The sequence below is a fragment of the Pedobacter soli genome (assembly GCF_900101435.1).
Classification (GTDB): domain Bacteria; phylum Bacteroidota; class Bacteroidia; order Sphingobacteriales; family Sphingobacteriaceae; genus Pedobacter; species Pedobacter soli.
The window spans coordinates 161428-177416 of sequence record NZ_FMZH01000001.1 but is presented as its reverse complement, the minus strand read 5'-3'; the positions used below and the strand labels follow the sequence as shown (position 1 = coordinate 177416).

Genomic DNA, 15989 nt, shown 5'->3' with positions numbered 1-15989 from the left:
TCACGATATGAAACACCAATTACAACAAGTTTTTAAACGCACTGGCTTACTTCTATTAACTGCCCTCGCTTTTGCCTGTAGAAAAGATACACCCGTAGATGAAGATTCAGAACAAGGCGCTAAAACACCGTCAGTAACTGTAAAAGGATTGTATGTCTTAAATGAAGGCAACTGGGGTTCTAACAAATCATCTTTAGATTATTACAATTATGAGGATGGTAAATACACCAGAAATATATTCGGAGCGGCTAATCCGGCGGTTACATTAGGTCTTGGCGATGTAGGTAACGATATCAAAATTTATGGTGCTAAAATGTATGTGGTGGTAAACGGAAGCAATAAGGTTGAAATCTTAAACGCCGGCAATGCAAAGCAGGTCGCTAAACTGGATATCAACAACCCCCGTTATGTAACCTTTTACAAGAATTTTGCTTACATCACCTCTTACGATGGCTATGTAGCTGTGGTAGATACGACTGCTTTAAGCACCATTAAAACTAAAATAACGGTAGGTAACCAGCCCGAAGAAATGGCAGTTGTGGGCAACAAACTTTATGTGGCCAATTCTGGCGGTTATAACTATCCAAATTACGACAGAACAGTGTCGGTAATTGATTTAACTACCAATACCGAAACCAAAAAGATTGATGTAGCCATTAACCTGCACCATTTAAAAGCCGATAAATATGGCGATATATATGTAACCTCGAGAGGTGATTACGGAACAGTTGCTTCCTCATTATATGTGATTGATAGCCAAACCGATGCCGTGAAAAAGAATTTCAATATTCCGGTTAGCGATTTCTGGATTAATGAAGACGATGCCTATCTGTTTTCTTACAGCTATGCTACCTCAAAGTCGACCTATGTAAAACTTAATGTAAAAGACGAAACCGTAGCAAGCAACAATTTCATTGCGGATGGGGTTGAGGCTTCTATTACACTTCCTTATGGTATTGCTGTCGATCCGACATCGGGAGATATTTTTGTAACCGACGCGAGAGATTACGTTACACCTGGCACCATTTATTGCTTTGATAAAGCAGGTAAAAAGAAATTTACGTTTACCACCGGCGATATTCCCGCACACATTGCATTCTTATTAAAATAACATACAAAAAACACACCAAAAATGAAAAAATCAATTATCTATTCAATGCTTTTCTGCCTGTTCTTATTCAGTTGTAAGAAAAATAATGTGCTTGGCCCCGATGTAAACCTGCTGATTAAAGAAGATGCTGTACAGGCTAAGGTAGCTGTAGCAACCAATTTTAGTGCAGGTACAAACAACGGACAGGCTTTTCAGCACGAATGGAAACTCGATGGCAAAGTGGTCAGCACCATTTTTAACTATAATTTTATTGCCGCAAAAGCGGGTACTTATGTTTTAGCTTACAAAGGTTATAACGAGGCTGGCGAATTTACCCATACCTATACCATTACTGTTCCAATCCCGGTAGTAGGAATTACCCCAACCAGCAGCAAATATATCAGCCGCATTTTAGATTATCTGCCAGCTCCGGGCCAGTTTGTAAACGAAACCCTGGGTAAGCCAGAGCAGGCACAAAAATTAATTGGAAGCACTACCAACCTGATTTCCTTAGGTGGTTTTGGTGGCTACATTATTTTTGGCTTCGACCACTCGGTAGTAAACAACACCGGTAACGATCTGGCCATTTATGGTAATCCATCGGGGGCTCCATATCATTTTTCTGAGCCAGGTGTTGTAATGGTTAGTCAGGATAGCAATGGCAATGGTCTTGCCGATGATGAGTGGTATGAATTAGCCGGAAGTGAATACAGTAAAGCTACAACCATTAAAAATTACGAAATTACCTATACCAACCCTAAAGCATTTGCCAATGTAAGCTGGAAAGATAATCAGGGAAATAGCGGAGAAGTAAAAGTTAACAATTTCCATAAGCATAATTTTTATCCTGAATTTGCCGCAAACCAGGAAACCATCACCTTTAAAGGAACTTTGTTGCCGCCTTCAACCGGTAAGACAGGAAGTATTGTAATCAGTTCGCCCTTTGACTGGGGCTACACCGATAGTTATTCTACCGGCGATGATTACAAAACCAATTTGTACAATAGCTTCGATTTATCGTGGGCGGTTGATAAAAACGGAAACAAAGTAGATTTAAAAACAATCGATTTTGTGAAGGTATACACCGGCCAGAATGCTGATGCAGGTAACCTTGGTGAAATTTCGACTGAAGTAAAGGGTGCGGTTGATTTGGGGATTAAATAAAGTCTGATCATCTACCTATAAATAACAGCCCAGTTGTTAGAGGCCTGCCTTGTTGCAGGCCTTTTTTATTGGTATCAACCTGGTTTGAAACGGTATCTTCCAAGGCTCCATTTGTATGTAATTATACTCAAATCATATTATGCAAGACGCAAAAAGTATTGAATTACATACAAAAACCATCGACTGAACAGTAAACCCAATGGATTAAAAAGTGCCCTGACAGGTGTTTAAAGGTACTCCAGAAGACTAAATTGGTCTTCTGAAGTACTAAAAGGTACTTCGGAAGTAGAAAAAACACACTCCGAAGTACTTAAATCTCGTTCGGAACGTCGGCGAATATACTCCGAAGTACAAAAAAGACGCTCCATGCCTCGGCGAATACGTTCAGAGATAGAAAAATCTTGTTCGGAACGTCGGCGAATATACTCCGAAGTACAAAAAAGACGCTCCCTTCCTCGACGAATACGTTCAGAGATAGAAAAATCTTGTTCAGCACCTCGCCGAATATACTCCGAAGTACAAAAAAGACGCTCCATACTTTGGCGAATACGTTCAGAGATAGAAAAAACTCGTTCAGTACCTCGTCGAATATACTCCGAAGTACAAAAAAGACACTCCATACCTCGACGAATACATTCAGAGATAGAAAAAACTCGTTCGGAACGTCGCCGAATATACTCCGAAGTACTAAAAAGACGCTCCGTACCTCGACGAACACAACAGGAGATAGAAAAAGCTTGTTCAGCACCTCGGCGAATATACTCCGAAGTACAAAAAAGACCTTCTATACCTAGGCGAATACGTTCAGAGATAGAAAAATCTCGTTCAGTACCTCGGTGAATACCATTGACAGACCCAATAGAAGAATCGTTATTTCGATCCGATAGCTATCGGATGGAGCCGGCCGGTTCTAATATCTATTTTATCATCAGCTCAGGCTGAGTTCAGTGAAGCTGAAAAACCTCCGGAAAAAATGGATACCTCATAGAAAAGCCCTGCCAATTCATCAAATCTCACATTTTATTGTGATCACAATTTTTTTGTTACATTTGCGGCGCTTTTGGTTTCCGACTTTACAGTCGGAATTAAAAGGGAATACAGTGTAAATCTGTAACTGTCCCGCAGCTGTAAGCTCTGTAACGGTTTTTCTAATCTTTCGCCACTGTGCCGGCTTGTCGGGACGGGAAGGCAGAAAACCGGGAGTAAGTCAGAAGACCTGCCTTTAGCATTAATTTCATAGCTTTCGGGGATTGAAGCTGGGGTTGAAGTACTTAACGTTTACGTATTTTCATTTCTTTTACAATCTGTTGGCTATAGGTAAAACTAACCATCAAAATGAACAAAACAACTATTTTAGCAGCAGCTGGTTTAGGCTTGGCGCAGCTAATGATTGGCCAGTTGGCTAATGCGCAGCAAAAAGACACTTTGCAGCTTAAAGATGTGGTAATTTCTGCCACTAAAAACGATCAAAAACAATCACAAACCGGTAAAGTGGTTAGCATCATCAGTCGCGAGGTGTTGGAACGCAGCAACGGAAAATCGCTACCCGATTTATTAAATGAGCAGGCTGGTATCAGCATCAGTGGCGGAAACAGTAGCCAGGGAAAAGATAAAAGTATCTTTTTCAGAGGTTCTGGCAGTGGTTATACCCTGATCTTAATTGATGGAATTGTACAAAACGATCCATCGAGCATTAGCGGTACATTCGATTTACGTTTATTTTCAATCGATCAGATCGATCACATCGAAATTTTAAGAGGCGGACAGTCTACCATTTACGGTTCTGATGCCGTTGCCGGGGTAATTAATATTGTAACTAAAAAAGGCGGACCAAAGGGCAATACCATTTACGGTGTGGCCAGTGCCGGAAGCTTTGAAACGTACAAAGGTACAATTGGTTTAAATGGAGGTGTTGAAGGTTTTTCTTACAACATCAACTATACACACCTTAAAACCGATGGTATTTCTGAAGCGGTAGCGCCAGTTGGCAGCACAGCCGAATTTGATAAAGATGGTTTTAAAACTGATGGAGTTAACGCTAATTTTGGGATCCAGCTGGATAAGCGTTTCTCAGTTAATCCGTTTTTACGTTATTTCTATGGTAACTACAAAATAGATGAAGGTGCATTTACCGATGGTTTACCTGGCAATAATTCGATATTGAAGCAATTTAGCGGTGGTTTTAATGCCGAGTATAAACTTAATACTGGTAAAATTACCTTGAATTACAGTCACGAGAGCAATTCGAACGATGTAAACTCGAGTTTCATGGGCTTTGCCAGCAATTTTGTAAACTATGGTAAAATGAACGTAATCGATTTATTTTATAACCAGAAACTGGGTAATAAATTAGATTTATTGGTAGGTATCGATAACCGTAAAACAAAATTAATTACCGATACAAGTAATCCAACCACCAATATTTTTGCAGCTTACGGATCATTGTTCTTACACAATTTAAGTGTGTTTAACCTCGAAGTAGGTGGTCGTTACAATAAGCACGATCAATATGGCGAAAACTATACCTATTCGGTAACGCCAACCATCAATATTATCAAAGAAGTAAAATTGTTTGGAACCGTATCTACAGCTTTCAAAGTACCTACTTTAAATATGCTTTTCGGGCAGTTTGGTGCTAACTTAAACCTGAAGCCAGAAAAATCGCAGAACTACGAAGCAGGAGTAAACTTTAGCTTTGCTGATGATCAGTTCAGCTTACGCGTAGCGGGCTTTAAACGCGATTTAACCGATGCCATTGTTTATACTACAGGTTATACCAATCAGGGTACACAGAAATTTAAAGGGCTAGAGGTAGAGCCTGCAGTAAAATTTAGCGTATTTAACCTGAATGGTTATTACGCTTATGTAGAAGGAAATACCGGAACTGTTGATTATCTGATTCGCAGACCAAAACATACTTTTGGTATTACAGCAGGTGCGCAGGCTACTAAAAACCTATACATTAGTGCCAACTACCGTTATTTTGGTAAACGCTTCGATACAAACTTCATCTCTTATTTAAACGAAGAATTGCCATCGTATAAATTGTTAAATGCTTACGTAGAGTATGCTTTGGCTAAAAAACGTGTAAAACTGTTCTTCGATGCTAAAAACATCCTGAACGAAAAATACAGCGAAATTATTGGCTACAATACACCAGGCTTTAACTTTAATACCGGCGTAAGTTTTAATATACGCTAATAAAAATTTAACTTTGCTTAAACAATAAAAATACAATGTCTCATTTAAAATTTAATCCGCGCACCTTAATACTGCTGTTAATGATATTGGCGATTACGGCTTTCCGTTTGCTGGTAACATTTAATTCAGATGAATTGAAATTTGCTAATTTCTCCTCAATCGGAGCTGTAGCTTTATTCGGTGGTGCTTATTTTAAAGATCACGCCAAAGCTTTTGCTTTTCCGTTGTTGAGTTTATTCTTGAGCGACTTTATTTTAGCTTCGACCATTTTCAGTAAATACAACGGAGGTTCGTTTTTGTATCAGGGTTGGTACTGGACCTATATTGCTTTTGCTTTAATGGTTTTAGTGGGCAGAATTCTGCTTAAAAATGTAAACGTAGTAAATTTATTAGCCTCTACATTAAGCATTGTGCTTATTCACTGGTTGGTTACCGATTTAGGTGTTTGGATTAACAATCCGGCCTATACTCAGGATTTGGCCGGTTACTGGAATTGCCTGGTAAAAGCCATTCCGTTCGAAATCAGATTCCTGGAAGGAACAGTGATTTATGGTGCTTTACTTTTTGGAGCTTTCGAAATTTTAAAAGCAAAGTACCCGGTATTGAAATTAAACGCGCAAGCCGTTTAATATACCAGATTTAGATCATTCACTCGTTGGTGGCTCACCAACAAAATGAAAATAATCATGAAGATCCTCTTTTGAATTGATTTCAGAAGAGGATTTTTTTCTTAACGTCATGCTGAATTTATTTCAGCATCTCATTAAGTATCATTAGATTTTTTTACCTTAGAAATAGTAAGAGATCCTGAAACAAGTTCAGGAAGACGAATTTAGATATTATGAAAGTTGTTTCCTTTTTACCCGCTGCCACCAAAATGATTTACGATATGGGCCTTCAGGATTACCTGTATGGGGTAACTTTCGAATGTCCGCAAGAGGCAGCCGATCAACCTAAAATTGTGCGCTGCATCCTCGAGGGTAAAAACTATTCCAGTATTGAAATCGACCGGATTTTTTCAGCTTCCAAAGCGCAGGGTAAAAGCCTGTATTGGGTAGATGATGCACTTTTGGAAAGCATTGCGCCTGATATTGTGTTTACGCAGGATATTTGCGAAGTATGTAATATTGATACGGTTTGCACCGAAACTGCTGTGATGAAGCTGAGCAAACAGCCAACTTTGGTTCCGCTTTCGCCCAATAATCTGCAGGATGTTTTCGAATGTGCCATTACCATAGCCCGGGCATTGGGTAAAGAAGAAGTAGCTTTTAATTACCTGGCAGGCCTGCAGCAAAAAACCGATCAGATTTTAGATCAGTTACGGGCAAACAAATCGCCTTTAAAACGGGTAATGCTGATGGAATGGATAGAGCCAGTTTACAATTGCGGGCACTGGATTCCCTTTCAGATTGCTGTTGCCGGTGGGGTTGATATGCTTTCGAACCCTGCAGGTGATTCTATTGTTACCCCATGGGAAAAGATTGTAAAGTATAATCCCGAGGTTTTGGTTATTGCACCTTGTGGCTTTGATCAGAAACGAAGCCTCGAAGAAATGAGCCTGCTTACCGCTAAAGCCGGATGGAACGACCTTGAAGCGGTAAAAAACAATCAGGTGTACATTGCCGATTTTGATATGTTTACCCAGCCTAGTGTAGGTACCCTGGTAGCTGGTATCGAAGCTTTAGCTTGCATGTTTCATCCTGAGGTTTTTAAAGCTGATGGATTGATAGCTAAAAAATTTGTAAAATTTAATACTTCAATATTAGTATGAAGCATATCTTATTAACGCTCACCTGTATTTTCCTTTATTCATCATTATGTCGTTCACAAGAAAAAAAATATACTGATTCGGCAGTGGCAGAATATATTAAAGCGTGTCAGTGTAAGTATGGATATAGATATGGTTGGAAGTTAAAATCTGTAAAAAAACATGAAGCATATTCGCGGGTGAAAAAAATATTTTTTGTTTCGTTTAAAAATAATGATCCTGCAAAAGAGGCTCCTTATGTAAAAAATGAAAAAATTGATAATGATGTCGTTACCGAGCAACATTTGCTGACACAAACAGAAACTGATTCACTCTTCAATATAATATACGGGTATAACTATACAGGTTATCCATCAAAGATTCTGGTATTTGAGTGTAAGCAACCAGAAAATGCAATTTTATATGTAGATAATGATGATAAGGTTCTCTTTTCGATAAACATTTGTTTTTCTGGAACGGGCCACCAAATATGGACAAGCAAAAATTACAAAGGAACCCACACAACAACATTTGGGGAAACTTGCTTCGGCAAATACGAACAACTTGCTAAACTTTTCAGGTCGGCAGGGATTAGAAATATAAAATAAATGAAATTAGTTGTTTTAACAGGAGCGGGGATCAGTGCCGAAAGTGGATTGAAGACTTTCAGGGATTCGGATGGTTTGTGGGAAGGGTATATGATGTAGCTACTCCCGAGGCCTGGGAAAGGAATCCGGACTTGGTGCAGGAGTTTTATAACGAAAGAAGAAGACAGGTTGTTGCTGCACAACCCAATGCGGCGCACCGTGTACTAGCCGAACTGGAGCAGGATTTCGATGTAGAAATTATTACCCAGAATATTGATGATTTGCACGAGCGTGCCGGATCAACCAAAGTAACGCATTTGCATGGCATCATTACACGTTCGCAATCAAGCTTACGCCCCAGTTTAACTTATCCTATTGCGGGTACCGAAATTAAAATGGGCGAACGCTGCAAATTAGGTTCGCAACTGAGGCCCCATGTGGTATGGTTCGGCGAAGCGGTTCCCATGATAGAAGTCGCTGCAAAAATCTGCGAAAAGGCTGATTTGTTTGTGCTGATCGGAACTTCGCTTGCAGTTTATCCTGCGGCCGGATTGATTGATTTCGTTCCACGGCAAGTCAAAAAATACATTGTCGATCCTAAAACTCCCGATGTTAAACGCTACCAGAACGTAATTACCATCGAACAAAATGCAGTAAACGGAATGGAGCAGCTGAGAAGTATTTTAACGAATGGATAAGAAAATCTGCATTTTTAACTGGAGTGGCGGAAAAGACAGTACACTCGCGTTACACTACGCCCTTCAGGATCCAACACTGGAAATTCGCTATCTGGTTACCACCGTTACCGAGCAATACAACCGCGTTTCGATGCACGGCGTAAGAGAAGCTTTGCTGATTAAACAAGCAGAGAGTATCGGTATTCCCTTGTATCAGATCCGTTTGGGTGAAATGCCCGATATGGAAACTTACGACAATACCATGCGCGAACACCTGAATAAATTTAAAGCAGAAGGCATTACGCACTCGGTTTTTGGCGATATTTTTCTCGAAGACTTACGTAAATACCGCGAAAATAAACTGGCCGAAATTGGTCTAAAGGCTATTTTTCCGTTGTGGCAAAAAGATACCAGGCAAATGATCAGCGAGTTTATAGGCCTGAACTATAAAACCATCATTGTGTGTACACAAGAGAATCTGCAAGATATTTGTGGAAAAGTAATCACTGAAGAGCTGATTGATCAACTTCAGCCAGAAATTGATCCCTGTGGCGAAAACGGTGAGTTTCATACCTTTGCTTTCGAAGGACCGGTTTTTAGACAAAAAATTGCTTTTTCAGTTGGTGAACAGGTTTTCAGGACCTATAATGCGCCATCAAAAACTGCAGCTGAAAATGATGCTCCTTGTAGCACTAATGCACTTTCGGGCTTTTGGTACACTGATTTAATTGAATAATTTTCTTTTTATAAAACATTTTGGCATCATTTTTTCTTTAGTAGTGGTAATTAACTAAATCACACATTCCAAAATGAAACTGTTTAGCGAGGTTAGGTAACTAAACAGGCGTCATATTTAAAATTTAAGTTTATGAAAAGGATATTGGTAGTAATCGCATTAAGTTCTGTTATGTTTGCTTGTAATAACAAGGAAAAAGAAGAAGCAGCGTTAAAACAACAACAGGCAGAAAAACAACTGGCTATTAAAGCCGTAAAAGATAGTTTACGCCTAGATAGCTTTAAAAAAGCTGAAGTAGCCAAAGTTGAACAAGAAAAGGAAGCTAAACGTCAGGCTGAGTTAGCAGCAGCAAGAAGAGCAGGCGCTAATTCTTCAAGATCTTACGCGAGCTCAGGTGGTAGCTCAAGTGGCGCCTATGGTGGTACACAACCAACCGCTAAGAAAAAAGGTTGGAGTGATGCTGCTAAAGGTGCTGTAATTGGTGGTGCCGCAGGTGCTGTTGGTGGTGCTTTAATTGATAAGAAAAAAGGCAGGGGGGCTATTATTGGCGGTTTAGTTGGTGCTGGTGGTGGTTACCTGATTGGTAGAGGTGAAGACCGGAAATCAGGTCGTGTGCAGCCTAAAAACTAATAATAAGCTAATCATATTTGAGAAGCGTTCCGATTTAACATCGGGACGCTTTTTTTTTGTGCACCAGAAAATCATTTCTATCTTGCGCAAAATAAAATTCTATATGACAGATCACACTACCGCAGATAAAGGCCAGATTCAACATTTTGTAATGTTCTGGTTAAAGCCACAGTTAACCAAAAGCGAAATTGCCGATTTTGCTAATTTTTTCGAAAGCTTAAAGCCTATTAAGTACATTAAAACTTTAAGTTATGGTTTGGCTGCTAACACTCCGGTGCGCCCCGTAACCGACAATTCTTTTACTTATTCGCTTACCATAACATTTGCCAGCATCGAAGATCACAACGCTTATCAGGAAGATAAAACACATTTAGATGCGGTAGAGAAATTCTCTAAAAACTGGTACAGGGTAGTGGTGCACGATACGGTGATTGCTTAGGTTTAAGCTTAGACGTTCTATTGGCTTTTCGTCATTCCCGCGCACGCGGGAATCTTAAAGCGGTCGCTATAAATCCATTTTGTAAGATTGCTTCGTCGTTCCTTCTCGCAATGACGATTCATTATATTGTTGAGCTAAAAAAGCCTAACTTCCCATATATTTGGCGAAATAAGCGTTCGAAATTATATTTTGTTGAGTAGTTTATTTTTCATTATATCAGTTAGTTACGTTTGCTGTGCTAAATAAATTGCTGATATGTAGGTTGTTTTTCAGCTCAAAAACATTTAAAAAATCAAAATATAATTCTGGTTGACTAATTAACATACAGTAAATCAGTGAATTGCGTGGTTAATATTGATGTCTGTTGTAGGCTTCGGTAAAATCGGTACGCATTAATTTAAATCGATCAATAACTGTTGCAATAAAAGCTTCGTCGAGTATTTCGAATACATCATTTACTCCTCCTCCGCTTAAATCCAGTTCGGCTAATTTGTAGCTTTGCTCAAACGTTCCCTGCTCAAATTTTACAATATACTTCTGGTTCATCGAAAAGATGGTGATTTTGCATTCAGGATGCGGTAGTTCTGCTATTACTCTCATTGTAAATGATAATATGGTTAAAAAGGATTAAATCAATGGCTGGTAATCGTTAATGGCTTTGCCGTTTAAATGCCCCTGGCATGATATAATTTCGAAACGGGCAAAGAGCTCTTCTTTATACCATTCGCGCGCTCTGGTGAGCTTAATTACATCGGCGTGGTCAAAAGTTTTGTAAGCATAGTTTTTTACGCTTTCAGCATTTTCCCAGATCGAAAAAGTGGCCTGATCCACGAATGGATTTTCGCCTATGCCTGCAGCCAGGATAAAGCCAGGAGAAATTCGCATGGCTTCTGCTGCTCTTTTAATGTTTTGTTTAAACTCTTTCAGGCGGTTGAATCGAATGGCTGCCCTGGTAATTACGGCAATTTTTCCGGTATATGGAGTGGTATTTCCGCTTGTCTTAAAAGGTTCTTTTTTAGACCATTGTCCGTGACTGGATAAAGTTTTTAGTAAAATAGTGCAGCTTTCAATTCCGAAAAAGTTAAACCATTTTATGACCAGTGATTTGCTGTAAAAAGTATCGCAGTCTTGCTGGCTATCCCAGGTGGTGAGTGTAGCCCAGTGTTTATAATCGGGAGCCAGGTCTACCTGGGCATTTTTGCCGCTGCCCATTAATTTCCAGAAGCGGCATTTGCTGTTTAGCCATAACGGAAGGCGCAAAACCGCCATGCCTATAAAAGCAAAAGGGATCGTAGTGCCGCGGAATTTTGTAATGGTTAAGGCTGTAATCAAAGCAGTCGGGGTTTCAATTGTCAAAACTAACGAATTTCAGGATAGGTTCTCGTTCAAAATTTCGTCATTAAATCTGCGGGTTCATGGGTTCTTGTAAATGATGATTAACTTTGGTTATAGCATAAATAAAATGGCAGAAGATTTAACAATAAACCGTAATACCTCAAAAGAAGTCCAGTATCAATCTATTATCCCTCAAATAGAGGCATTGCTGTATGGCGAAACCGATTTTGTAGCTAACATGGCTAATGTGGCAGCTGCATTAAAAGAACAATTTAACTGGTTTTGGGTAGGTTTTTACCTCGTAAAACAAGATGAATTGGTGTTAGGGCCATTTCAAGGGCCTGTTGCCTGTACACGAATTAAAAAAGGAAAAGGTGTTTGTGGTAGTTCATGGGCGCAGGCCGAAACTATAATTGTACCCGATGTAGAGGAGTTTCCTGGTCATATTGCCTGTGCTTCTGCATCTAAATCAGAAATCGTACTTCCTTTAATTGTTGATGGTGAAGTAATTGGTGTATTAGATGTGGATAGCGAGGTTTTAGATAAATTTGATGATACAGATCAACTTTATTTAGAGCAGGTTATATCTGTTTTGTTAAATAATTTATCTAAATAATTTTTGAAGTTAAAATCCGAATATTACCTCAACGAAGATGTTGTTGCTCTTGCCAAAGATTTGCTGGGCAAGGTGCTGTACACCAAAATAGGTGACGAGATAACTGCCGGTATAATTGTCGAAACAGAGGCTTATTTTGGGGTAAAAGATAAGGCTTCGCATGCGTATGGCGGCCGGCGTACAAACCGTACCGAAACCATGTATGCGAAAGGCGGCATTGCTTATGTTTACCTCTGTTATGGCATGCACCATTTGTTTAATATCGTAACTGCGGTAGAAGATGAACCGCATGCTGTTTTAATCAGGGGGATTGAGCCGCTTGTTGGTATCGATATCATTGAAGCCCGCCGGAGAATGCCTGTTACCAAAGGCGCAATAGCTGCCGGTCCGGGTTCTGCAGCTAAAGCATTGGGGATTGATAAAGGTTTTAACGCTAAACACCTTGAGGGCGATGAAATTTGGGTAGAGGATCATAAAATCAGGTACAGCGACAATGAAATTGCAGCGTCACCAAGGGTTGGTATTGCTTACGCGCAGGAGCACGCCTTACTGCCATGGCGCTTTTTCGTTAAGGGCAATAAATATGTGAGCAAACCCAATAAGGGGTGATTATTTAAAACCTTTTATACTTGCTGCTGTTTTTCATACAAAGATAATTACGATGAAAAACGAAAAAAATATTGCCATATTGAAAGATATGGCAGAAAGTGTCCGTACCTGTATGTTTACTACTTTTTCTGCGCACGATGGTTTTGGTAGCAGGCCCATGGGAACGGCTAAAATTGAGGATGATGGCTCTTTGTGGTTTTATACCAACGAATATTCACCAAAAACTAAAGAAATATCAAAAGATGAGCAGGTATTGCTGGCTTACAGTGATCCCGGAAAGAATACTTACCTTACCGTTAAAGGAAAGGCGGAGCTGGTAGATGATGCAGTAAGAAAAGAAGCCTATTTTTCGCCTTTTATTAAAACCTGGTTTCCGGATGGAATTGAAGATCCAAGGTTGATTTTGATCAAGGTTACGCCAGAAGAAGCAGAATATTGGGATGCTTCGGCCTCCAAAATCGTAGTACTCTTCAGTATGCTCAAAGCAGTTGTTACCGGCGATACTCCGGATCTGGGCAAACACGATACCATAAAGTTTTAAATTTATAATACAGATTTGGAAAGCAGGATTGGAAACAATACCTGCTTTTTTTGTAATATTGAGACCATAAACTCAATACCGGCAAACGCTACCTGATATAGAATAATACGCAAGATGATAAATTACAACCCTAAAGATTGGTTTACTTTTATTTTTCACATCCATAAGGCCGATACCTTTCGCAAGCTCTGGCCGCTGATGTTAAGTGTAGCTGCATTTTCGGCCTTGGTTTCATTTCTGGAGCTTAATGTCTTTAAATTATCCAAGAGCGATTATGTGAGTAATATCGGCATGATGCACAGTTTACTGGGGTTTGTAATCTCTATGTTGCTGGTGTTTCGTACCAATACTTCTTACGATAGGTGGTGGGATGGCAGGAAACTACTAGGGGGATTAACCAACGTAAGCCGTAATTTTGCGATGAAAATTAAAGCGCTGAAGCTGCCTGAAGAAGATTTAAAGTTCTTTGAATACGGAATTCCCAAATATGCATTTGCTTTAAAAGAGCATTTAAGGGAAAAGAAGTATTTTGGCAAAAACAGTTTTTTAATCGAAGTTGAAGAACATAAGCATATTCCGAATCAAATAGCCAGCAGCATGATTTCCAGACTTTACGAATTGCTCAGAAGAGGTTTGATTTCACAGGAGCAGCTGATCGTGCTAACCAATGATGTAAATCAGTTTACCGACATTTGTGGGGGCTGCGAGCGAATTAAAAATACACCGATTCCTTTTTCATACAGTGTGTTTATTAAGAAATTCATTTTTGTGTACGTGTTAACCATTCCAATTGGCTGGGTGTTCAGTCTGGGGTATTACCTGGTGTTAATTGTTCCTTTTATCCTCTATGTATTAGCGAGTTTGGAATTAATAGCTGAAGAAATAGAAGACCCATTTGGGCAGGATGCAAATGATTTACCTGTCGATCAGATTTGTACCAATATTGAAAAACATGTTGAGGAGATTTTGAGCTAATGATTAAAATTGCCTGGCACGAATTATATGCACATCCATTGCCCGAAGGTCACCGTTTTCCAATGCTCAAATATGAGTTGATACCTGGTCAGCTCTTGCATGAAGGTACTATCGCGCAGCATAATTTGTTTCATCCAGATTGTGTGAGTGAAGATGTAGTTCGGTTAACCCACCAAAAAAAATATTGGGAGCAACTGCGTGATTTAACACTGTCGCCCCGCGATCAACGGCGTATTGGTTTTCCCTTAACTGCACAGTTACTGGAGCGCGAACTCCGCATTGTACAAGGCACAATAGATGGTACGCACTATGCTATGGAACAAGGTATTGCTTTCAATGTGGCTGGTGGTACGCATCATGCAGGCAGTAACTGGGGGGAGGGTTTCTGTTTGCTGAATGATCAGGCTGTTGCTGCTAACTATTTATTAAATAATAATTTAGCTAATCGTATATTAATTATCGATTTAGATGTACACCAGGGAAATGGCACTGCCGAAATTTTCCAGGATGAACCTAAAGTGTTTACCTTTTCCATGCATGGCGATAAAAACTTTCCTTTCAGAAAAGAGCTTTCAGATTTAGACGTGGCGCTGGCTGATGGAATGGAAGATGAGGCTTACCTGTCGCTGTTAAATGCCAACCTTGCAACCGCTTTTGAAAGGTCGGAACCTGATTTTGTTTTTTACCTTTCAGGTGTTGATGTTTTATCAACAGATAAACTCGGTAAGCTGGCATTAAGTAAAGCAGCTTGTAAAGAACGAGACCGCATCGTTTTGCAGGCATGCAAAGATAAAGGCTTGCCTTTGCAGGTCAGCATGGGTGGTGGTTATTCTGCCGATATTAAGGAAATTGTAGATGCACACTGCAATACCTACAGACTGGCTTTTGATTTATTTGCATAGTCGCTTATGTCAAAAATATAATATCCTTATCTTCGCGCCGATATGTTGGAGATTATTTACGAGGATGAAAACCTGATTGCGATCAACAAACCACATGGCTTGCTGGTTCATCAATCGTCTATTGCGCGCGATGCCACAGAGTTTGCTTTGCAGCTGCTTAGAGATCAGGTGGGTAAGCATGTGAGTCCGGTGCACCGCCTGGATAGAAAAACAAGCGGAATCTTATTGTTTGCTTTTGATAAGACTTCTGAAATTGCTATGCATCAGCAGTTTATGAATGCTGAAACGGATAAAAAGTACCTGGCTATTTTACGCGGTTATACACCTGATACAATGGATATAGATTATCCTCTGGCTAAAGAAAACGGCACCATGCAGGATGCTTTTACTTCGTTTAAAACGCTGCAAAGGGCAGAAGTAGCTGTTGCTTTTGGTAAACATCCCACATCACGGTATTCGTTGGTAGAAGCAACACCCAAAACAGGGCGTATGCACCAGTTGAGGCGTCATTTCAGTCATATTTTACATCCCATAATCGGCGACAGAACACATGGCTGTAACAAACAGAATAAATTTTTTAAAGAACAATGGGATATGACTACGATGTTATTGCATGCTTCTGAGCTTTCGTTTATGCATCCGGTTAGCCACAAACAAATACACCTCAAAGCAGGTTTACACGATGAGTTTAAAAGGGTGATGGATTTTATGAAAATGGAACACTAGCACAATTTTTGCCT

At 39.8% G+C, this 15989-nt stretch carries 17 protein-coding genes, 1 pseudogene and 1 riboswitch; of the genes and pseudogenes, 16 read left to right on the top strand and 2 right to left on the bottom strand.

From position 1 onward, the window contains the following. Window positions 1-7 precede the first annotated feature (7 nt). The 10 genes and pseudogenes from BLR37_RS00640 to BLR37_RS00590 all read left to right on the top strand — a co-directional run bounded on the left by BLR37_RS00640 (window position 8) and on the right by BLR37_RS00590 (window position 10271). The gene (locus BLR37_RS00640; RefSeq protein WP_090763208.1) at window positions 8-1111 is read left to right on the top strand and encodes a YncE family protein; all 1104 of its coding nucleotides are present in this window, start codon (window positions 8-10) and stop codon (window positions 1109-1111) included. 21 nt (window positions 1112-1132) lie between these two features. Next, entirely contained in the window at window positions 1133-2254 is a 1122-nt protein-coding gene (locus BLR37_RS00635) for a PKD domain-containing protein (protein ID WP_090763204.1), read from the top strand. Between the two features lie 1044 nt (window positions 2255-3298). Next, a riboswitch (cobalamin riboswitch) is annotated at window positions 3299-3492 on the top strand. 97 nt (window positions 3493-3589) lie between these two features. Further along, window positions 3590-5455: a TonB-dependent receptor plug domain-containing protein gene (locus BLR37_RS00625; RefSeq protein ID WP_090763198.1), complete on the top strand. Its 1866-nt coding sequence runs from the start codon at window positions 3590-3592 to the stop codon at window positions 5453-5455. Window positions 5456-5490: 35 nt separating this feature from the next. Then, the gene (locus BLR37_RS00620; protein ID WP_090763196.1) at window positions 5491-6084 is read left to right on the top strand and encodes a DUF6580 family putative transport protein; all 594 of its coding nucleotides are present in this window, start codon (window positions 5491-5493) and stop codon (window positions 6082-6084) included. Window positions 6085-6296: 212 nt separating this feature from the next. Then, window positions 6297-7226 (top strand): ABC transporter substrate-binding protein, encoded by a 930-nt coding sequence (locus BLR37_RS00615; protein WP_090763193.1) that lies wholly within the window; start codon window positions 6297-6299, stop codon window positions 7224-7226. After that, window positions 7223-7810 carry a hypothetical protein gene (locus tag BLR37_RS00610; RefSeq protein ID WP_090763191.1) on the top strand — a complete coding sequence of 196 codons (588 nt, stop codon included), beginning with the start codon at window positions 7223-7225 and terminating at the stop codon, window positions 7808-7810. Before BLR37_RS00615 ends, BLR37_RS00610 begins: the two co-directional genes overlap by 4 nt. After that, a pseudogene (locus BLR37_RS00605) lies at window positions 7811-8487 on the top strand (SIR2 family NAD-dependent protein deacylase). It abuts the gene before it with no gap. Next, entirely contained in the window at window positions 8480-9202 is a 723-nt protein-coding gene (locus BLR37_RS00600; RefSeq protein ID WP_090763185.1) for a Dph6-related ATP pyrophosphatase, read from the top strand. Before BLR37_RS00605 ends, BLR37_RS00600 begins: the two are co-directional and overlap by 8 nt. Window positions 9203-9334: 132 nt before the next feature. After that, a complete protein-coding gene (locus BLR37_RS00595) occupies window positions 9335-9832 on the top strand; it encodes a YMGG-like glycine zipper-containing protein (RefSeq protein ID WP_090763182.1) in 498 nt (165 codons plus the stop codon). Between the two features lie 103 nt (window positions 9833-9935). Further along, on the top strand, window positions 9936-10271 hold the full coding sequence (locus BLR37_RS00590) for a Dabb family protein (protein ID WP_090763179.1): 336 nt from the start codon (window positions 9936-9938) through the stop codon (window positions 10269-10271). A 348-nt stretch (window positions 10272-10619) separates the two neighbouring features. Here the strand turns inward: BLR37_RS00590 and BLR37_RS00585 are convergent, their stop codons facing one another. Further along, entirely contained in the window at window positions 10620-10871 is a 252-nt protein-coding gene (locus tag BLR37_RS00585) for a hypothetical protein (RefSeq protein WP_090763177.1), read from the bottom strand. A 27-nt stretch (window positions 10872-10898) separates the two neighbouring features. Next, window positions 10899-11627: a DUF3291 domain-containing protein gene (locus tag BLR37_RS00580; protein WP_244154560.1), complete on the bottom strand. Its 729-nt coding sequence runs from the start codon at window positions 11625-11627 to the stop codon at window positions 10899-10901. A gap of 106 nt (window positions 11628-11733) precedes the next feature. Here BLR37_RS00580 and BLR37_RS00575 point away from each other — a divergent pair, with 106 nt between their 5' ends. From BLR37_RS00575 to BLR37_RS00550, 6 genes are all read left to right on the top strand, one after another. After that, entirely contained in the window at window positions 11734-12222 is a 489-nt protein-coding gene (locus tag BLR37_RS00575; protein ID WP_090764769.1) for a GAF domain-containing protein, read from the top strand. Window positions 12223-12225: 3 nt separating this feature from the next. Further along, window positions 12226-12831: a DNA-3-methyladenine glycosylase gene (locus tag BLR37_RS00570; RefSeq protein ID WP_090763174.1), complete on the top strand. Its 606-nt coding sequence runs from the start codon at window positions 12226-12228 to the stop codon at window positions 12829-12831. Window positions 12832-12883: 52 nt separating this feature from the next. After that, a complete protein-coding gene (locus BLR37_RS00565; RefSeq protein WP_090763171.1) occupies window positions 12884-13372 on the top strand; it encodes a pyridoxamine 5'-phosphate oxidase family protein in 489 nt (162 codons plus the stop codon). Between the two features lie 114 nt (window positions 13373-13486). Further along, window positions 13487-14347 carry a bestrophin family protein gene (locus tag BLR37_RS00560; RefSeq protein ID WP_039479186.1) on the top strand — a complete coding sequence of 287 codons (861 nt, stop codon included), beginning with the start codon at window positions 13487-13489 and terminating at the stop codon, window positions 14345-14347. Next, complete coding sequence (locus BLR37_RS00555; RefSeq protein ID WP_090763169.1) at window positions 14347-15249, top strand: histone deacetylase family protein; 903 nt, start codon at window positions 14347-14349, stop codon at window positions 15247-15249. The genes BLR37_RS00560 and BLR37_RS00555 overlap by 1 nt, the downstream gene beginning before the upstream one ends. A gap of 42 nt (window positions 15250-15291) precedes the next feature. Next, entirely contained in the window at window positions 15292-15975 is a 684-nt protein-coding gene (locus tag BLR37_RS00550; protein ID WP_090763167.1) for a pseudouridine synthase, read from the top strand. Window positions 15976-15989 lie beyond the last annotated feature (14 nt).